Source organism: Paenibacillus xylanexedens (assembly GCF_017874615.1).
GTDB classification, from domain to species: Bacteria; Bacillota; Bacilli; order Paenibacillales; family Paenibacillaceae; genus Paenibacillus; species Paenibacillus xylanexedens.
In genome coordinates this window covers 1-21,044 of the sequence record NZ_JAGIKV010000041.1, presented here as the reverse complement: position 1 = coordinate 21,044, position 21,044 = coordinate 1, and the positions used below count along the sequence as shown (strand labels likewise).

Here is a 21,044-nt window from a genome sequence, read left to right as displayed (position 1 = left end):
ACTTTATTATCTGTTTAATCAGTGAGCAGGAAAAGCCGTTAGATCCTGGATTAAAGAAGTAGCTGTTAACTTTACCTTAATACGGGCTCAATTCTTCCTCTAAGATTATCTGTATAGGCCAGATTTCCATCCGTCGTGATTACGGCAGCCTCGATATCCTTCAATTTATTAACTTTATGAATAATGGAGACCGCATCTAACCCAAATAATTCTGTAGTATATATATCGCAGTCGAGCGATCGATCCGCAATAATCGTTAAAGAAGCGATATTACTTTCGATTGGATAGCCTGTTCTGCTGTTAAATATATGATGGTACTGACTCCCTTCCTTCTCTAAAACTCTCTCGTATATTCCTGATGTAACAACGGATTGCTCCCGTATACTAACGAGTGCTGCTGCATTTCCTCTAGGTAAAAAGGGGTTTTGGATTCCAACTTTCCAGTGACTGGACCCGGTGGGAGAATCGCCATGAACCAGAACATTGCCGCCCATATCAACCATAGCTGATGCAGCTCCATTTTTCTTGAAAAATGACATCACTTGATCAGCAAAGTAACCTTTAGCAATCGCTCCAAGGTCGATTTCCATGCCTTTTTTGAATAAATGGACCGTTTGCAGCTCATCGTCAAGCTGTATATGCTCCGGATTCAAGAGCTCCAGCACTGCTTTAATCTCGGTATCCTCCGGCACATGTGCCTCGCGAAAACCAATTCTCCACAATTTGATCAAAGGCCCTATAGCAATATTTAAAAATGAATCTTTATTCAGGCTGTGTTCTTTGCCTATCTTTATAAGATCATACAGTTCCTTGTCTACTCTAAGCGGATGTGATGCGGCTTCTTTTTTTAGCATGGCAAGCTGCGAGTGCTCACTGTTGGCACTAAACACTTGTTCATAACGGATGAGCATATTCACTGCTTCCTCGGCAAGCTCTTCAGCATCTGTCCCCTCGATATAGAGGGAAATGTTCGTTCCCATGAGTGGTATCGTTCTCGTAAAAGGTTTCATGATAGCCTCCTATATTGCACATTGTTGTCCGTGATTGAGAAAAGTATGGATGAGGTCATGATCCACGCTATTCAGCTTTTTTGCTCCATGATGGGCTATAAAATAATCCAGACTCATCTTCTCTATAGGGATTGGATAGATGTTGTATTCCGAAGGGCACTCCTTGATATGGATACTTTCAGGCACAAAGGTCAGACCTAAATTATGCTTTGCCAGCTTCAGTACAGTGTAGATTTCATTACTTTCCATAACGATATTGGGCTGTACCTTGTAGACACTGAGCAATTGATCAATCTGTTTTCGGATTGCCGAACCCTTGGACGTTAGAATAAGCTTTTGATTCAAAATGGTGCTGATCTCAATCGTGCCCTCCGGGATGACTGCAACATTCTCTTGATATAATTCGCAGCAACGCGGAATGATGGCCTGGTAACTGTGCCTGCCCCAGTTAAACGAGTTCAAGTTAGGGGAGATACTGCTTGAATTTTGCCCGATCCAGAAGTCCAGCTCATTATTTTGGAGACGTTTCTCATTTTTTTCAGGTAAATCCTCGACAAGATTAATTTTATAAGCAGGATGAAGCTCCAGAAAATCTGGTAAAAAAAGGGGCGTTAAGTACACACCGAGGCTCGGAAGAATGCCGATCCGTAACACTTTATTGTCCATATCCGATACATATGAGATTTCCCTTATAAGCTTCGCGTAGCTATGTTCGAGTGACGTTAGGTATTGATAATATATTTTCCCCTGCTCGGTTAATCGGTACGGAAGTTTGTTGCGAGTGATTAGCTCACAGCCCAACTCACTTTCAATTTTCTTGATAACCTTTGTGAGGTAGGGCTGAGATATGTAAAGGGATTGTGCAGCCCTGCTATAGTTGCTGTATTTTAATAGGCTGTCAATGTAACACAAGATATCTTGAGATCCTAACTTAGACATGTCCCTCACCCTTTGTGAAAAAAGTAACAAACTTTGAATTTGAGGTGATTATAACAAATTAGTTATCAAACTGCAATGAATAACTATTAGATCATTTGAGCTTTGATATGTTAGAGTTAGGCCGAAAGATTGAGCATGACAGTAACGAACATCATCTCGAATGACAGAGAGGGGATTACGATGAACTATTTAGCTATCGTAGGCACGAATTCGGATGTGTCAACGAACCGGACGCTACTTCAATTTATGCAAAACCATTTTGCTAGTGAAGCCCAGATTGACTTGTTTGAAATTAAGGATATGCCTGCCTTTATTGAAAAAGATGAATTAGAGGATGCTGAAGTTGATATTCCTGTGAAGGTACAAGACTTATTAGATCAAATCTCTAAAGCGAAAGGTGTCATTATCGCTACTCCTGAGTATGATCATACGATTCCTGCCGTGTTGAAAAGTGCGCTTGAATGGATCAGTTATACCACTCAAACCTTGAAAGACAAGCCTGTTCTGATTGTGGGTGCTTCACATGGTGCACTCGGTTCTTCCAGGGCACAAGCGCATCTTAGACAAATTTTGGATTCGCCTGAGCTTGGTGCGAGAATGATGCCTAGCAGCGAGTTTCTTTTGGGAAAATCACAGAGTGCATTTGATAGCAGTGGCAATCTTATTGACGCTCAAAAAGTGGCCGAGCTTGACGAAATCTTCAATGAGTTTGTTTTGTTTACGGAGATCACTACGGAACTGTTATCAAAAAGGACGTTGAAGAAAAAAACGAAAAAATTTTCCTGGCAAGAGTAGGGGGCTAATCACAATGAAAATCATAGCGATCGTTGGCACAAATGCAAAGAAATCGTATAATCGCAAGCTGCTTCAATTCATACAAAAGCATTTTGAGTCCAGAGCAGCCATTGAAATCCTCGATATTACAGATGTTCCGATGTTTAATCAGTCCGATAACCAAACAAACAGTGCAATTATACAATCGTTTAATGAAAAAATTATGGCAAGTGATGGTGTCATTATTGCGACTCCAGAATATAACCATTCCATCCCTTCATCCCTTAAAAGCCTGTTGGAATGGTTGAGCTTTGAAATCCATCCGCTGGCTGGAAAACCCGTCATGATCATTGGTGCGTCACAGGGAACACAAGGTTCCTCGCGTGCACAGCTGCATCTTCGTCAAATTCTGGATGCACCAGGTGTCGAAGCTAATGTGATGCCAGGGTATGAGTTTTTGCTTGGCAGCGCACATAAAGCATTTGACGAATCAGGCAACCTGAACAATGAAGGAACGATTGATTTCCTGGAAACATGTTTCCTGCGGTTCCTTCGGTTTGCCAAAATTTCAAATCAGCTCAACGAAGAAGAGGAGTTTACCTATAATCCCGGTGTGTATGAGATCAATGCCATGGGTCACAGTGGCAATCTTCCGATGAAGGTATCCTTTAGTGAAAATAGAATTGAAAGCATCGATATTGATTCGAAGGGTGAAACCGAAGGCATCGCCGATGTTGTTTTTGTAAGAATTCCGAATAAAATTATTGAGGGACAGACGCTGAATGTAGATGCTCTCTCAGGTGCTTCTGAAACCAGTAATGCTGTCATCAATGGTGTAGCCAAAGCGGTTAAGCTTGCCGGAGTGAATCCTGACATCCTGAAAAGACGTCCAAAACCTGTTAGCAGCCAGATGAAAGATGACGAAGAATACACTTGCGATGTGGTCGTTGTAGGTGGAGGTGGCGCAGGACTCAGTGCTGCTGCTACAGCTTTACAACAAGGAGCAAGTGCGATTGTACTTGAGAAATATCCTGCTGTTGGGGGAAATACGATCCGCTCAGGTGGTCCTGTCAATGCTGCAGATCCTGTATGGCAACAACAGTTCACTGAGAATCCAGGGGAAAGACAGACGATTGAGAATTTATTAAGTACCGATGAGAGCTTGATCCATCCAGAATATGTAGATGATTTCCATGCACTCAAAGAAGAGTTTACTGCGTATCAGGATAAGTTCGGCACAGAAAAGGCTTATTTATTCGACTCCCCACTTCTTCACAGAATGCAAACGTATTTTGGGGGCAAACGTACAGACCTGAATGGGAGCATGATCTATGGACAATATGATCTGGTCAAAGTACTTACAGACCGTGCCTTGGAAAGTGTAACGTGGCTTGAGGATATCGGGGTTGAGTATGATAAGAGTATCGTATTTGCTCCAGTGGGTGCCCTTTGGCGTCGTGGCCATAAACCTGTCAAAAGTTATGGCTCTGCCTTTATCATTGCACTTAGCAAATATGTAGAAGAGTATTCAGGAAAAATTATTACAGATAGCCCGGTCAAACAATTGATCATCGAAGATGGAAAAATAACAGGTGTTATCGCAACAGGTGTCAATGGTCAGAAAATTACCATTCATGCCAAAGCCGTTGTGCTTGCCAGTGGTGGTTTTGGTGCAAATACACAGATGCTAAAGGAATACAACACGTACTGGAGCCATATTGACGATGATATCAAAACAACAAATTCTTATGCGATGACTGGTGATGGAATATCGCTAGGTAAGAGTGCAGGAGCAGCGCTGACAGGCATGGGCTTCACTCAAATGATGCCGGTAGCTGACCCGGATACGGGCGAGCTCTTCAGTGGACTGCAAGTACCGCCTGAAAACTTTGTCATTGTTAACAAAAAGGGAGAACGTTTTGTTAATGAATTCTCTGGACGAGATGTCTTAACGAAAGCGGCTATCGAGCAGGGAAGTTTATTTTACCTGATTGCGGATGATGAGATCAAGAAAACCGCAGCGAACACAAGCCAGGAAAAGATAGACCTTCAAGCCGAAGCAGGTACCTTGTTCAGAGCCGATACAATAGAAGAACTGGCCGTGAAAATCAATATGGAACCTGAAGTTCTTAGAAATACGATTGATAAGTATAACTCATATGTGGATGCCGGCTTTGATCCGGAGTTCCATAAGGATACGTTTAGCTTAAAAGTCGAGAAGTCTCCATTCTATGCTACGCCTAGAAAACCTGCGGTTCACCATACCATGGGTGGTATCAAGATCGACACCCAAACTCGCGTATTGGATGAAAACGGTCAGCCGATTGCACATCTGTATGCCGCTGGGGAAGTTGCAGGAGGTATACATGCAGGCAACCGTTTAGGCGGTAATGCCTTGACGGATATCTTTACTTTTGGGCGAATCGCTGGTAAGACTGCTGTTGATGAAATGAATGATTAGAATGTAACCTAAAAGCCCTCCACTAAACACAAGGATTCTCGAGTGTTTAGTGGTTTTTTTATGATGCATAGCCGTGATACTATTTATTTGAAAGCGCTTTAAATTTATTGTAGACAACAGCTATGTCGGATGATATATTGTTTCTATAAGAAACAATATTCTTTTTAAGAAAAACAATAATAAACGTGTCCATGGTAGGGCGGAGGAAACGATCTCTCGGAGCTTATGTTTGGACACCACAAAAAGGACGGGGAAACGATGACTAAAATCGAGACAAGCATTCAATCCTTTGACGGTACACAGCTTTATTTCAGCGAGGATACAGTAGAAAATGCAAAAGCCGCTGTCGTTATTGTACACGGACTAGCTGAGCATGCAGGACGCTATGATTATCTGACAGAGAAGCTGAATCAGCGTGGGTTTAGCGTGTATCGCTTCGATCATCGGGGTCATGCCAGATCCGAGGGACAGCGTACGTTCTATAAAGTATTTGATCATCTTATTGAAGATGTTCATGTCATTGTCGAGGCGGCATTGCAAGAGAGCGGCGATCTTCCGCTGTTTGTTATCGGACATAGTATGGGCGGTTTTGCAACCTCGTCCTTTGGAACGAAATATCCAGGCAAGGTCAAAGGCATCGTACTATCCGGAGCGCTCACTCGTTACAATACAAAAGTTGCTGGAGAACTGCCGATGGATCTTCCTACAGGCACGTATTTCCCAAATGAGCTGGGCAGCGGCGTATGTAGTGATCCCGCAGTTGTATCCGCTTACGCCAATGACCCACTGGTTGAAAAGCAGATCTCTGTAGATTTATTTAACAGCTTGGGAAATGGCATAACATGGCTCAAGGAGAACGCCAAGCAGTTTACAGATCCCGTACTTGTTCTGCATGGAGCAAATGATGGACTGGTCAGCGAAAAGGATTCCCGTGACTTTTACGGCGATATCGCTTCAACGGATAAAACACTCAAAATTTATGCTCATCTGATGCATGAAATATTTAATGAACCGACTCGTGATGATGTTATTGAAGAAGCAATTACATGGATTGAAAAACGGATCTGATTTCAGTAGAGTAAGAGAGAGAATCTGAATATGAAAGGGATTACGCATGAAATTAGATTGGATGGGCGACCATCGGGAACTGATTGAGAAAATTATCAAATACGGCAATGCGTATTCGAACACCTATAAGCTGCAGCGAAGTTATGGTACGGACATGTTGTTCTCGGCTTCACAGATTCAGACGCTGGAATACATTCTGGAAGCCGAGGACAAAGAAGAGAAGATGTCGGAAATGGCCGCACGCCTGGGCGTAAGCCGGAGTACATTTTCCAAAAATGTGAAGAATCTGACGGAAAAAGGTCTGCTCGAAAAATTTCATTTAAGCGGCAACCGCAAAGACATATACGTCAAACCTTCAGCAAAAGGACGCGAGGTATATGCGAAGTATACCGACTTTGTAAGGGAGCTTTGTTTTGATGAGATTTTCAAGTATGCAGATCAGATTTCAGAAGCAGATAAGCAGAACTTTGTTCGCATCATGGATTTATTTGCCGACGTGCTCGTCTGGTATGGTGAAAAAGAACAGGAAGCGCGCAAGTTAATCAGAATTGATTCCGATTCGGGCAGCGACTAGTTTTGAGATAAAAGGGATTTTTCCTCAAGGCTGTTCTGTGGCCTAACTCAATCTGAAACGTGAACCTTGAAATTAAGGGCACCAGCCCATTCCCTCCGCAAATGTCCGTCATACAGTATAAAGTGCTTGATGCAGCAGAGGCTGTAGGACAATTATTCAGCAGGGAGTGGGATGTGTGAAATCATCGACAAAGCTTACCGGACGGGTTATTTACAAGGGTGATCCAGGATATGAAGCGGCACGCAAAAACTGGGACCCGCATACGGACAAATTTCCCAAAGTGTTTGTATTTGCCCAACGTACGAAGGATGTATCCAATGCTATCCGATGGGCTCGTGAAAACAATGTACCGATCAGACCGCGGAGTGGTAGACATGCGCTTGAAGTGAATCTTTCACAGGTGAATGGCGGTATCGTGATTGATGTGAGTGATCTGAATTCCATCAAACTTGATAAGAAAAATGGAACGGTTGTTGTTGGAACAGGAAACCGAGTGGGAAGAATTGCAAATACCCTTGCCAAGCAAGGATTCATAGCTCCTTTTGGTGACAGCCCTACTGTAGGGATCGGTGGAATTACATTAGGAGGGGGAATTGGGCCTCTCCAGCGTACCATCGGTCTTATCAGTGATAACCTGCTTGAGGTAGAGATGGTGGACGCCAAAGGAAAAGTGATTCGGGCCAATAAAAATCGTAATTCAGATCTCTTTTGGGCCTCGCGGGGAGGAGGCGGTGGTAACTTCGGAGTATACACTCGTTACAAATTCAAAGTGCGCCGTGCTCCAGCGAAGGCTACTGTATTTAAAATCACCTGGCCATGGTCTCAATTCGAAGAGGTACTTAAAGTATGGCAGAGGTGGGCTCCCTCAGTTGATACAAGATTGGGCAGCGAGTTGTCCATCGGACCGAAAAAGGGTGGCAACGTCCTTATGGAAGGGCTGTTCCTAGGGTCAAAAACAGAGGCACTCCGTCTATTGCAGCCGATTACGAGTGTTGGCACACCGACAAGCTCCGTTGTTCGTTTGTTACCTTACACGGAAGTTGTGAAGTTCTTATTACAACCTGATCCGACCGAGACTCAACGGTATAGCAACCAGTTCTCGTCCGGTTTTGGACGAAAACCATTCCCCGACAAAGCCATCAAATCGATGCGCGCATTTTTGGAAAACCTGGAAGAGGGGCCAGGCGGGTTCTATTTCCTCAACTGGGGCGGAGCGGTAAGTCGCAAATCACCTAGATCAACCGCCTTCTTCTGGCGTAAAGAGAAGTTCTATGTGGAATGGACCAGTACGTGGCTCAAACCATCCCATGCCGCCAAAAATATCGCACTCGCTCGTAATACTCGCAAAAAATTGCAACCATACATTGTCGGTTCCTATATCAACGTTCCAGACCAAGGAATCAAAAATTCCGGCCCAGTATACTATGGAGCGAACTATCCAAGATTACGGAGAGTTAAAGCCAAGTATGACCCGAAAAATGTGTTCAACAATCCGCAAAGTATCACTCCGGCTCGGATAGTGTAGTCCATGTTCACTTGTTTAATACCTCTTCAATGGATGAAAAAACACGCCTTAATTGGCGTGTTTTTTGTTGAAGTGAACTTATTTTCAAAAGGAAACTAAAAAGCTGCCCTCGGTCATATGACCAAGAGCAGCTTATTTACATGCAAGATAAGCATGACAGTTAATGAGTTATTAAGCTTTAACTTGTTCTCCAGCAAATACTTCAACGTTCATTGGAGCGGCCATGAATGCTGCTGCTTGTTGAACAAAAGCTTGGAAATGCGCGCTTGTGTTGTGGGAAGCTGTAGCAGCTTCATCTTTCCACAGCTCGATCATCGTGTATTGTTGTTCGCGTTCTGTGCTTTTTGCCAAATTGTAGCTGATGTTACCTTCTTCTTGACGTGTAGCAGCCATCAGTTCTTTCGCAGCTGCGAGGAATGCTTGCTCTTGGTCCGGTTTAACTTGCAGATGAGCGTGAATGATAATCATAATGTATAACCTCCATATTGTGTTTGTTTGGAATGTGTTAAGAAAGGGGAAACCGTCCCTGATATTATGCCCAAGTTGTGATTGTTTCTACTGGCAGACGGTAGGAAGGATGACCTTCTTTGGCCGATTTACCGATCGAGATCAACATAACGGGTTGATAACGTTCTTTGTCCATGCCGAACGCTTCTGCGATTTGATCTTTCTCATAACCACCGATTGGGTTAGTGTCATAACCATGAGCACGTGCAGCCAGCATCAATTGCATGGAAGCAAGACCTGCATCAATCAGGTTAACGTCGCGAAGGTCAGCAGCAGGCATGTTATCATAGTAAGGTTTAACAAACTTCACTTGTTGCTCTGCGATATCTTGAGGCATGAATCCGTGCTCTACAGCTTTGCCGAAGATCTCTTCCAAATACTCGCCATTATTCATGTCGATAAATACGCCAACGACTGCTGCGGAAGTCAACACTTGATTTTGATTGAATTTAGCAAGCGGAGCGAGTTTTTCTTTGCCTTCAGCTGTATCTACAACGAGAAAACGCCAAGGTTGCATATTAACGGAAGAAGGTGCACGGGAAGCTTCTGCCAGAATTTCTGTCATTTCTTCACGGCTGATTTTCACTTCAGGATCGTAAAGCTTAACAGAACGGCGGCCGTAAGTAATTTCGTTAAAATCATTTGTTTTTTGGAATTTGCTTTCAATTGTACTCATGCATGGATCTCTCCTCTATATTGGGTTTAGAAATTGTTCTGCATACGTTCCAGGAAATCGGCTAGTGACTGAACTTCGTCTTCACTGAAGTCCTGTAAAATCTGGTTGATAAAATTGGTCTTCTCTGCTTTGTAGCCTTCAATCTGCTTCCGACCGTGGTCCGTCAAACGAACAAAAGTTACCCGATTATCTTCGGGGTTCTTGCGTCTTGTAACCATCAGGTCCGCCTCAAGCTGTTTCAAGTGGCGTGTAATCGCAGCACTATCAATATTAATGATTTTCTGCAGCATGGATTGGTTAATCTCATCTACCTGATCCAGCTCATGCAGAATTTCAAAGCGAGAGGAACTGATACCTGTACAGCGTTCGAACTTGGGACTGAGTCTGTTACCCAGCATGTTCAGCAGGTTGATGATCTTTTCTTCTTTGGAAACAATACGTGTCATGACTAGACCTCCCGGGTGAATCTGAATCATGAACAACGGCGTATGTTAACCAATGATTAAAGTTGCAGTATACAATGCCATTGCCTAATGATTATTTGGATGCTCTCGATCATTGATGTATCAATATTTGATGCGTCAATCATTGATGGCTCAATTAATATATCATGCCTTTTATGATTTTGCAACAGGTTCATAAGAAGAGGATAATTATACCTCTATTATCCCGATGCATAAGCATTGTCGCCTGTATAGGATGTCCAAATGGATAAGTTAATATAGATTGTTTATATTATTGAGAATTGTTATCAATCTATCTATAATAAAGGGAATTGATTATGGAAAAGATCCATATTAACTGGAATTGCAGCTGGTTACGATCACGAACATATTACTGAAAGACAAAAAAAATATGGTTTAATCAGGTGATTACAGAGTTCGATCCAAACAGGGAGGTGACGTCATCATGGAGGAAAATGATTGGATCAAACGACTGGAGCAGCTACATTTCTCTGCTGTCCACGTCTGCCATTACTCTAGCAATCCGGGAGCTGTTCAGCGTCGGATCTGGAAAAGGTTCGCCATTTGCAGGGTCATCGCTGGCAAGGGATCTTTGTCTATGGATAACATTGTACATACGGTGTCTCAAGACGAGTGGTTTTTGTTGAAGCCAGGAATGTATGTGGAGTTTCAGACGGATATGGAAGCACCTGTCCGATATCAGATCATTTTATTTTCCTGTGTTACACTTACCCGACGTCGGAATACTTGGCATACCGAGGCATTTGATCTCCCAGTGACGGGCAAACTTCATATTCCTTCCAATACACGTGATATTCAGGAGATGATGGATACCCTGGTGAGTGGAAAGTACTCCATCACGAGTCTGGAAAAGACGCGCAGGAAACATCTTTTGCATCAGTTGTTGATTCAATTAATGATGCACCTGAAAGAAGCAACTCCAGTTGTAGCAGGGATGGATCTGGCACTTGAATATATGACGCATCAGTATATGGAAGACATTCGAATTGATCAGATCGCCCGCATGGCAGGGCTTAGTGTGAATCATTTTATAAGAACATTCAAACGACAATTAAATATGACCCCGATTGAATATATACTGAAACTACGTATGGCAAAGGCCAAGCAGCTGTTATTTTCTTCAGATAAAATCAAGGAAATTGCGGAGCAAGTGGGTTATAAGGACGAGCACTATTTCAGCAGAGTCTTCAAGAAAAACGAAGGAATCGCCCCAACGTTGTATATGAAAAATAAAGTGAATCGCATTGCCACCTTGTATTACGGGTTGGACGATTATGTGATAACGCTCGGTTTGAGGCCAGTATCCGCTTTATCCTATGGTCAGAGGGTGGATCGTCATGTTGCCATACCTGCGCTTCAAACGCACAGTCATCAGGGAATTATCCTGGATAGCTTCAATCAGAACTATGATGATTTGAGGCGAGTCCAACCGGACCTGATCATTACAAGTGATCGTTTGGAGCCAAATGACTCCCTGCATCGTATCGCGCCTACCACCACGTTGGAGTACACCAACCATTTTGGCGAGAGGCTTCTGTATATGGCGGACATTATGGGCCGCACCGAACAGGCTGTACAGTGGATAGAGCAACATGCTGAACTGAGCCGGGTTCTTCGAGGGCGCATTCAATCGAGGTGGGGGAAACAGAGTGCCATGTTCATCCGGGTGACTTCTCATTTCTACCGAATGTATGGATTGAATAACCAGACAGGGGCCCTGTTGTATGATGATCTGGGATTTTATTTGCCTCGTGATTTTCCGGAACAACAGTGGGCTGTAGAGAGTAAAGTTCGCGATTTGCAGTTATACGACGCGGATCATGTGTTTGTAATGGTCGATCCCACAGAAGAGGCACGTGCTCAACTGAGGCAATTGCAGCAATCCAGTGCATGGTTGGCATTAAAGGCTGTTCAAGTAGGCCATGTATATAATGCAGGAGATATTTTCTTCAAAACGCTGGGTCCCACCGGACGCATGTGGGCCATGCGATATGTGGCAGAGCAACTTGGGGTTACCTTACGGTGATATTGTGCAAGAGAAGAGAGTGGAATAATCCATGGTAAGCCTGTATGCTTTTCCCTACTATAGTGATAATGATTATTATTATTAAATAGCAGAGGGGATTTACTACAAATGGTAAGACAGAGAGCAACAACGATGATACTGTTGGCCCTGCTTGTGCTCGTTCTGACGGCATGTAGCAAGGCATCAGAAGTAACAGAAGCAACGCCTCCGCAACAGGATACACCTGTGGAAGAGAGTGGTACGCAAACGATTGAGCATCTTAAAGGAACAACGGTTGTACCGCAAAAAATAGAGCGTATGGTGGTATTATCTGCTGCTTACATCGATCACATGTTGACGATTGGTGAGAAACCAGCAGGCGTTAATGTAGAAGTTCGTTACGGAGGAGATTATTTGCCTTACTTTGCAGATCAGCTTGCCGGCATTCCAACGGTAGGGTCTGCAGACAGTCCTAACCTGGAGGCTATCCTTCAGATTGATCCGGATGTCATCGTTATTGAGAGTCGAACTGCGGAGAGTACGTATGATCAGTTGGAGAAAATCGCTCCGACGATTGTACTTGGTACTGAATGGCTGGATTTTGTTGATGATACAACATATTGGACACAGGATCTGTTGACCATTGCCGGGATGTACAACAAAGTGGATCTGGCAAAAGAAAAGATAGCCGAGGTAGAGCAGCAGGCGAAGCAATTAAAAGCGAAGATCGAACAACTGGATCAAAAAAAGTTGGCTTATCTGCGTGTAAGAGAGAAGACCTTACAAATTTACGCGGCAAAAGGACATCCAACCAACACACTTTTATATCATGATCTTGGATTTGTGCCAACGACTGTGACACCTGCCGAACAACGTGAGGACCTGTCCATGGAGAAAATCGCGGATATTGATGCTAATTTCGTAATTCTTGAGGTTGACCCGAATGCCGATGAGTATTTAAACAACATCAATGCAAGCTCACTCTGGAAGGGAGTGCCGGCTGTTGGTGCAGATCAGGTCTATACGACAGACTCGTTCTGGTTGTTTAAGGGCTGGGGAGCGATTGGGCGAAGCGAGATTATCAACGAAGTTGAAGAGATGATTCAATAGATGAGACATTATCCAAGACATGATTATTCAGAGATGTCGGAAGTGTTACAGCAATTTTTTGTGACGACGATCCAAGTGGACTGCGATGATTCCAAGTATCCTTTCCGTGTGAAGGATCTGCTGAATGAAGAGAAACGAAACTTGATATTGCGTGAACAGGCTATGCAGCAAGGGCTTCAATTGGGCGGAAGAGGAAGTGCGGCCGTCGGTACACTTTTTGCCAAACGTTACTCCGTATTCGTGATGTCCGTAATTTCAGCATTCAGTCTATACGATACGATACTTAGCGTTGCAGACGATGATGTGCGGTTTGAATTGAATGGTGCAGGTGGCATGCGATATGAGACTCTGCTGGAGAGAACCTCTCTGGAGGGTGAAGATCCTGTTCAGCGCAGGTCAGAGAGTGGCTTGCTCAAGAAAAGAGTGCTGCTACATCTGGAACCTGTCCTGCGAGCGGTAGCCGTCGCTACAGGAGCGAGCGATAAGGTCATGTGGTCTCTGGTTGCCCATAATGTGCAACAATTGTATGCACGTATGATCAATGATCAGAGCATTTGGAAGACAGATGAACGGCTTGCAAAGATTCAAGAAGATCAGAGCCTCTGGCTGGATCGGCAAAACGATAATGCATGTACATTTGCCAATGAGCTGCAGCGCTTCGAACATTCCGGGTGGCAGGGACCTCCGTTCCTGCTACGCCGATATTGTTGTTTGGCTTATCTGGTTGGAGACGGAAGTCATACACATGGGTATTGTGACAGTTGTCCGAAGCTGGATTCGGAATCCCGATTGCGTAAACTTCTTCAGCAGTGAACAGACACTCTTGTACCGCATGGTACGAATCTGTTTCAGACAAACCATGTTCTCTTCGGTTTCCAGTGGATAGAATCTATGATCGACAAGTTACACAACCTGCAGCGGCTTGAGCCAGCGTCTGCGGGTTTGTTGGCTTTGTACAAGGTCACGATACCTTTGCATCGAGGGATAGTATTCGTAATACTTCAAGCTATTGATCAATTAATCACTAACTATTGGAGGGCGGATTATCATGGCAAAGGATAAAGCAGCGTCGGTTAACCGGCGAAATGATATTATCTCTGCAGCAATTGACGTCTTCGCGGAAATTGGCTATTATCGTGCGACTACAGCCCAGGTGGCTGAACGGGCACAGATCTCACAGCCGTATATATTTCGTTTTTTCAAAACAAAAGAAGCTTTATTATTAACTGCAATTGAGGTCTCATGGACTCGGGTGATTGATTCGTTTCGAATTGTGGTGGAGACGGCGACACCAGATCAGTTAGAGAGTGATCTAATTGAAGCCTATGATAAGATTCTGGAATCGCACAAGAGCGAAATCTTGCTTCAGATGCAGGCGCAAACGATCCGTGAAGAAGTCATTCGTCAGGCCATGCAAAAAGGCATCAGTGATGTAAGAGCCATGGTACTGGAGGCTTTCACATTTGCAGGAATTGCTGAACCGCTAAAAAGAACCATGATTTTTCTGGCAATCGGGATGTTGTGTAATGTATCTAATGCACTGGATATGCCGGAGCTGAAGGAACGATAGAGAGGGAGGTAAAGTCCCTTTTTATATTTTAGTTATTGATCAATCACTAAATGAATGAGAGAGGTTCCATTGTGCGAACGTCCCATATAACGAGATGGAGAGCGGTCTGATTCCGCTGCTATAGCAGAAGACAAATGAAGGAAGTAACCGAAGAACATTCGAAGCAGCCACATATCCGCAAAGGCAAGACACGACTTGCCTATGAACAGATGTTATTCAGCACAAGATGGAGCAGAGCTCAGGTGATGATCGTTCGTTTGCCAGATTATTATGGCCCATCGGCTAATCAGGCTTCCTATCTGGGTTCAACCCTTGAAGCGATAGCAAAAGGTAAGATGGCATTTTTTATCGGGAATATGAAGGTGCCGAGAGAGTACATCTATTTACCGGATGCTGCGGGAAGAAGCAAACCTGTGCTGGCGATAGGAAAAGTAGGATTGTCGGTGATTGGACTAGGTGTACCCGTTATGAAAGAGATTGTAGAAATGTTATATCTGACCGAGAACCCGCTGATCTTGAGAAGACAGAAGTATGTGGAACGGATTGGCCCGGTTGTGGCAACATCCTTTGAAGAAGGAATTGCGTTGACGATTAAGGAGTTGGAATTGCAGGGGGAGTAGAGGGGAATATATTTTTTGGAGAAAAGTAATTGATTGATCACTAACTATGAAGATTTTCTAGGAATATTGAATAGGGGGCGCACAAAGCTAGTCCAGGGCATAGAGTGTACTATTGTAAAATGCGGAGATTTGACGTGGTGTACAAGGAGGGGGGATTCTCTTGTGAGCGGTATATCCAAAAGGAAACGCAAAATTTCCTCAATCAGTACAGGTAAACGGAAAGCAAAAAAATCAAAAAAGCACTATATCCCAAAGAAGAAGAGTGAGTCTTGTAAGAAAAGCAGACGTAAATGCAAAAAAAAGAAAAGCCACAGGATTCCTTTCCTTCGCGGCCCACGGGGTTATCGGGGAATGAGAGGATACACCGGAGCAACTGGATCTACGGGGTTAACCGGAGACCCTGGGTATCCGGGCAAAAGGGGAGCAACCGGTCTAACAGGACGGACTGGAGTAACTGGAGCTACGGGTGTTACGGGTTCAACTGGAATCACGGGAAGCACTGGAATAACTGGGGTCACAGGTGCAACTGGAGTTACCGGACTGATGGGCACCACAGGTGTGACTGGATCTACAGGAAGCACAGGAGCTACAGGTGCGACTGGCATCGGACCAACTGGAATCACAGGAACAACTGGCGCAACTGGAATTACCGGATTTGGTGTTACAGGCGTGACCGGGGCTACAGGAAATACTGGTGTAACCGGCTTTACGGGCAGCACCGGAGTTACAGGTCCAACTGGAATTGGTGTGATGGGACTAACAGGATCTACTGGTGAAACAGGATTCACGGGAGTGACTGGAGCGACAGGAACCCCAGGAATTACAGGTCCGACGGGTGCCAATGGTTTAACGGGTATAACCGGATTTACAGGTACTACGGGTATTTCCGGAGCAACTGGTCTAACAGGAGCAACAGGCTTAACTGGCGTTACGGGAATCACCGGTTTTACAGGTTCAACTGGCCCAACCGGAGCGACGGGTCTAATAGGTATTACGGGTGCGACTGGATTAACGGGAAGTACTGGCGAAATTGGAATCACAGGCCCGTCCGGAGCAACTGGTATTACTGGAACCACAGGTATCACAGGAGTCACAGGTGCTACAGGATTTACTGGGGCAATAGGAGCAACGGGAAGTACGGGGCCAACTGGAAATACTGGCATAACCGGAGCAACTGGTGCCACTGGGGAAACGGGTCTAACGGGAATTACTGGTACGACAGGACCCACTGGGGGGATCGGGTCTACGGGAGTTACTGGTGTAACCGGAGCGACAGGAAGTACTGGTGAGGCGGGGCTAACAGGAGTTACAGGTACGACTGGTCTAACGGGACCCACCGGGGTCACTGGCGAAACAGGATCAACAGGTACGACCGGATTACCTGGCGTTACGGGTACCACGGGTGTAACCGGTTCTACTGGAATTACAGGCCTCACGGGGATTACTGGAGCAACTGGTGCTACTGGCACTACCGGTGTCACAGGTACGACTGGTGTGTCAGGACCCACTGGGGCCACTGGTATAAGTGGTGTCACTGGTGAAACAGGACCAACAGGTACAACCGGATTAACTGGCGTTACAGGTATAACTGGCGTTACTGGAATTGCGGGCACAACAGGAACGACTGGAATAACAGGTGCAACAGGTATTACTGGATTTACAGGCAGTACAGGTGCGATCGGAGCAACTGGTGCCACTGGCACAACCGGAGTCACAGGTACGACTGGTGTGTCAGGACCCACCGGGGATACAGGAGTAACGGGAACTACCGGTACCACAGGAATAACTGGCGTTACCGGAGCAACTGGTGCCACCGGAGAGACGGGTTTAACTGGGAACACCGGCACGACTGGTCTAACGGGACCGACCGGGGCTACTGGAGAAACGGGTACCACCGGAGTTACAGGTGCTACAGGATCTACTGGGGCGATAGGGGCAACGGGAAGTACAGGTACAACCGGCGTTACTGGCATAACAGGTACGACCGGTACTACGGGAGTTACAGGCATAACCGGCAATACTGGTGTAACAGGAGCCACAGGAATTACTGGAGCAACTGGAACTACTGGAGATACAGGTCAAACAGGGGTTACAGGAACGACAGGGTTAACAGGGGTAACCGGAATCACCGGTGAGACCGGAGCCACAGGGATTACAGGTACAACTGGACTAACTGGCTTTACTGGAACCACGGGTATCACAGGCGTGACCGGAGCTACCGGACTGACTGGTGTCACTGGGGAAACGGGTCTAACAGGATTCACAGGCACGACAGGAGCGACGGGAGCAACCGGAATTACAGGTATCTCGGGAGTGACTGGCGTAACCGGAATGACGGGAATTACGGGAGCGACCGGGGCTACAGGTGTAACGGGCTCAACCGGTTCGACTGGCCCAACAGGAGAGACAGGACTAACAGGTCTAACTGGAGCTACTGGAAGTACGGGGGCGACGGGAACAACTGGTGTTACAGGTGCAACCGGAGTTAGTGGCACAACAGGAATTACTGGTGTAACTGGCGCGACAGGACTCACCGGAGTTACTGGTTCAACTGGTAATACCGGAGCTACTGGCATAACCGGGGTCACCGGCGAAACAGGGCCAACCGGCACAACTGGCTTAACTGGCGTTACGGGTCCAACAGGTGAAACAGGAATCACTGGAGTTACAGGCCCTACTGGAGCAACCGGCTCAATCGGAGCTACTGGAGATACAGGTTCAACAGGGGTCACAGGTACGACTGGTGTGACGGGACCGACCGGTGCGACTGGCCCAACTGGCCCAACTGGCCCAACTGGCCCAACTGGTGAAACAGGACCAACTGGTGAAACAGGACCAACGGGCACAACGGGTGCAACTGGTATTACAGGTCCTACGGGTGAGACTGGAGAAACAGGAAGTACAGGTGCCACGGGAGTAACCGGAACAACTGGTGCAACTGGGCTAACAGGAGTCACTGGCGTCACAGGGGCTACAGGTGTAACGGGCTCAATCGGTTCGACTGGCCCAACAGGAGAGACAGGACTAACAGGTATAACTGGAGTCACTGGAAGTACGGGTGCGACGGGAACAACTGGTGTTACAGGTGCAACCGGAGCTACTGGCATAACCGGGGTCAACGGCGAAACAGGGCCAACCGGCACGACTGGCTTAACTGGCGTTACGGGTACAATTGGTGGGACAGGAGCAACAGGCGTCACTGGAGAGACGGGTCTAACTGGGAGCACAGGTACGACTGGAGTTACTGGTATAACCGGTCCGACAGGCACTACAGGACTAACAGGGAATACTGGTGAAACAGGATCAACAGGTACGATTGGGGCAACGGGTATCACGGGAGTTACTGGTGTAACCGGCGTGACTGGTGCCACTGGCATAACTGGCGTAACTGGTGTTACGGGTACAACAGGAACGACAGGGGCGACCGGATCTACGGGAGTTACTGGCGTTACCGGCACGACAGGTACAACCGGAGCCACAGGTGCAACTGGCATAACCGGAGTCACAGGTACGACTGGTGCTACAGGGGCAACCGGTCCAACGGGTATTACTGGTGAAACAGGAGCAACCGGCACGACCGGCGTAACTGGCATTACGGGTGTGACTGGAGCTACTGGAATTACAGGTGCCACCGGCACAACTGGCCAAACTGGAGAGACGGGTCTAACAGGGGTCACCGGTACGACTGGTGTGACGGGACCCACCGGGGCTACTGGAGCAACGGGAACTACGGGAGTTACTGGCGTAACCGGCGCGACTGGAACTACGGGTGCGACTGGTGCCACTGGCATAACCGGCACAACTGGCGTTACCGGCACGACAGGTACAACCGGAGCCACTGGAGAGACGGGTGTAACAGGGGTCACCGGTACGACTGGTGTGACGGGACCCACCGGGGCTACTGGAGCAACGGGAACTACGGGAGTTACTGGCGTAACCGGCGCGACTGGAACTACGGGTGCGACTGGTGCCACTGGCATAACCGGCACAGCTGGCGTAACTGGTGTTACGGGTACAACAGGTACGACTGGAACAACAGGAACCACTGGTATTACTGGCGCGACCGGAGCAACTGGGGCTACAGGGCTCACAGGTGTATCAGGAGCCACAGGCACAACAGGAGTTACGGGTAGCACCGGTGTGACCGGTGCTACAGGAACTACAGGTACAACGGGTGTAACAGGAGCCACCGGAAGTACTGGTTCAACAGGAGCTACAGGACTAACTGGGGTTACAGGTAATACAGGATTTACTGGAACGACGGGAGCAACTGGTGCCACAGGAGAGACGGGTGTAACAGGCGTTACCGGCACGACAGGTACAACCGGAGCTACTGGTGCGACTGGCATAACCGGAGTCACAGGTGCGACTGGTGTGACGGGACCCACCGGGGCTACTGGAGCAACGGGAACTACGGGAGTTACTGGCGTAACCGGCGCGACTGGAACTACGGGTGCGACTGGTGCCACTGGCATAACCGGCACAACTGGCGTAACTGGTGTTACGGGTACAACAGGTACGACTGGAGCCACTGGGATCACAGGTGTGACTGGAGCAACAGGAACCACGGGTATTACTGGCGCGACCGGAGCAGCTGGGGCTACAGGGCTCACAGGTGTATCAGGAGCCACAGGCACAACAGGAATTACGGGTATCACGGGTGTGACCGGTGTTACAGGAACTACAGGTACAACGGGTGTAACAGGAGCGACCGGAAATACTGGTTCAGCAGGAGTTACAGGTATAACTGGCGCGACCGGAGTAACTGGAGAAACAGGACTAACGGGAGCTACTGGAACTACTGGGGTTACAGGCATCACAGGTCCAACTGGCTCAACTGGTGCTACCGGACTTACAGGAGCAACAGGAAGTACCGGTTCAACAGGAGTTACGGGCATAACGGGATCAACGGGTATCACGGGTGCTACAGGTGCAACTGGGGTCAGTGGATTAACTGGGGCTACCGGGTTCACAGGTGTAACAGGAGCAACAGGTGTAACAGGAGCCACAGGAGCCACAGGAAGCACCGGTTCAACCGGAGTTACGGGAATAACCGGAACAACGGGTACCACGGGTGCAACCGGAGCAACTGGGGTCAGTGGATTAACAGGAGCCACCGGCTTCACAGGTGTATCAGGAGCTACAGGCACGACAGGAAGTACGGGAGTATCAGGAGCAACAGGAACTACAGGTACTACGGGTGCAACTGGCACCACGGGAACAACCGGAGTTGCGGGAACGACTGGTCCTACAGGAGACACAGGAAGTACCGGTTCAACAGGAGTTACGGGCATAACGGGATCAACAGGTATCACTGGCGCGACTGGAGCAACGGGGATTACTGGATTAACTGGAGCCACTGGGTTCACAGGTGTATCAGGAGTTACAGGCACAACAGGAATTACGGGTGCAACGGGAGTTACAGGCACTAACGGACTTACAGGAGCAACAGGAACAACGGGTGTAACAGGAGTTACGGGTAGTACGGGGATTGCAGGTCCAACAGGTCCTACAGGAGCCACAGGAAGTACCGGTTCAACCGGAGTTACGGGCATAACGGGAACAGCAGGCATTACGGGCGCAACCGGAGTAACTGGGGTCAGTGGATTAACTGGGGCTACCGGGTTCACAGGTGTATCAGGAGTAACAGGCACAACGGGAGCTACGGGACTAACTGGTGTAACTGGAGTTACGGGTATCACAGGCGTGACCGGAGCCAC

At 47.0% G+C, this 21,044-nt stretch carries 15 protein-coding genes and 1 pseudogene; 11 read left to right on the top strand and 5 right to left on the bottom strand.

Annotated elements, in window-relative coordinates; translation table 11 throughout:
* Positions 1-71: 71 nt before the first annotated feature.
* Positions 72-1,010: an FAD:protein FMN transferase gene (locus J2Z28_RS30085; protein ID WP_211085654.1), complete on the bottom strand. Its 939-nt coding sequence runs from the start codon at positions 1,008-1,010 to the stop codon at positions 72-74.
* Between the two features lie 9 nt (positions 1,011-1,019).
* Positions 1,020-1,949 carry a LysR family transcriptional regulator gene (locus J2Z28_RS30080; protein WP_211085653.1) on the bottom strand — a complete coding sequence of 310 codons (930 nt, stop codon included), beginning with the start codon at positions 1,947-1,949 and terminating at the stop codon, positions 1,020-1,022.
* Positions 1,950-2,129: 180 nt separating this feature from the next.
* On the opposite strand from J2Z28_RS30080, the gene J2Z28_RS30075 reads away from it, so the two are divergent.
* The 5 genes from J2Z28_RS30075 (at position 2,130) to J2Z28_RS30055 (ending at position 8,351) form a co-directional block, all read left to right on the top strand.
* Positions 2,130-2,744, top strand: coding sequence for an NADPH-dependent FMN reductase (locus J2Z28_RS30075; protein WP_211085652.1), 615 nt, complete (start codon positions 2,130-2,132; stop codon positions 2,742-2,744).
* A gap of 13 nt (positions 2,745-2,757) precedes the next feature.
* Positions 2,758-5,184, top strand: coding sequence for a flavocytochrome c (locus tag J2Z28_RS30070; protein ID WP_211085651.1), 2,427 nt, complete (start codon positions 2,758-2,760; stop codon positions 5,182-5,184).
* Between the two features lie 258 nt (positions 5,185-5,442).
* On the top strand, positions 5,443-6,252 hold the full coding sequence (locus tag J2Z28_RS30065; RefSeq protein WP_211085650.1) for an alpha/beta hydrolase: 810 nt from the start codon (positions 5,443-5,445) through the stop codon (positions 6,250-6,252).
* A gap of 46 nt (positions 6,253-6,298) precedes the next feature.
* The gene (locus tag J2Z28_RS30060) at positions 6,299-6,826 is read left to right on the top strand and encodes a MarR family winged helix-turn-helix transcriptional regulator (RefSeq protein WP_211085649.1); all 528 of its coding nucleotides are present in this window, start codon (positions 6,299-6,301) and stop codon (positions 6,824-6,826) included.
* A gap of 175 nt (positions 6,827-7,001) precedes the next feature.
* A complete protein-coding gene (locus tag J2Z28_RS30055; RefSeq protein WP_211085648.1) occupies positions 7,002-8,351 on the top strand; it encodes an FAD-binding oxidoreductase in 1,350 nt (449 codons plus the stop codon).
* Between the two features lie 171 nt (positions 8,352-8,522).
* Here J2Z28_RS30055 and J2Z28_RS30050 read toward each other — a convergent pair whose 3' ends face one another.
* The 3 genes from J2Z28_RS30050 to J2Z28_RS30040 form a co-directional block, all read right to left on the bottom strand.
* Positions 8,523-8,819: a putative quinol monooxygenase gene (locus tag J2Z28_RS30050; RefSeq protein WP_211085647.1), complete on the bottom strand. Its 297-nt coding sequence runs from the start codon at positions 8,817-8,819 to the stop codon at positions 8,523-8,525.
* A 64-nt stretch (positions 8,820-8,883) separates the two neighbouring features.
* The gene (locus J2Z28_RS30045; RefSeq protein WP_211085646.1) at positions 8,884-9,534 is read right to left on the bottom strand and encodes a nitroreductase family protein; all 651 of its coding nucleotides are present in this window, start codon (positions 9,532-9,534) and stop codon (positions 8,884-8,886) included.
* A 26-nt stretch (positions 9,535-9,560) separates the two neighbouring features.
* Complete coding sequence (locus J2Z28_RS30040) at positions 9,561-9,980, bottom strand: MarR family winged helix-turn-helix transcriptional regulator (protein ID WP_211085645.1); 420 nt, start codon at positions 9,978-9,980, stop codon at positions 9,561-9,563.
* Positions 9,981-10,443: 463 nt separating this feature from the next.
* Here J2Z28_RS30040 and J2Z28_RS30035 point away from each other — a divergent pair, with 463 nt between their 5' ends.
* The 6 genes and pseudogenes from J2Z28_RS30035 to J2Z28_RS30010 all read left to right on the top strand — a co-directional run.
* Positions 10,444-12,045 (top strand): AraC family transcriptional regulator, encoded by a 1,602-nt coding sequence (locus J2Z28_RS30035; protein WP_211085644.1) that lies wholly within the window; start codon positions 10,444-10,446, stop codon positions 12,043-12,045.
* A 108-nt stretch (positions 12,046-12,153) separates the two neighbouring features.
* On the top strand, positions 12,154-13,134 hold the full coding sequence (locus J2Z28_RS30030) for an ABC transporter substrate-binding protein (RefSeq protein WP_211085643.1): 981 nt from the start codon (positions 12,154-12,156) through the stop codon (positions 13,132-13,134).
* Entirely contained in the window at positions 13,135-13,947 is an 813-nt protein-coding gene (locus J2Z28_RS30025; RefSeq protein ID WP_211085642.1) for a hypothetical protein, read from the top strand.
* A 235-nt stretch (positions 13,948-14,182) separates the two neighbouring features.
* The gene (locus J2Z28_RS30020) at positions 14,183-14,704 is read left to right on the top strand and encodes a TetR/AcrR family transcriptional regulator (protein ID WP_211085641.1); all 522 of its coding nucleotides are present in this window, start codon (positions 14,183-14,185) and stop codon (positions 14,702-14,704) included.
* 64 nt (positions 14,705-14,768) lie between these two features.
* Positions 14,769-15,324, top strand: a pseudogene (locus tag J2Z28_RS30015) (Rossmann-fold NAD(P)-binding domain-containing protein); the annotation flags it as partial.
* Positions 15,325-15,675: 351 nt separating this feature from the next.
* The coding region (locus J2Z28_RS30010) for a beta strand repeat-containing protein (RefSeq protein WP_211085640.1) at positions 15,676-21,044 on the top strand (5,369 nt) is incomplete at its 3' end.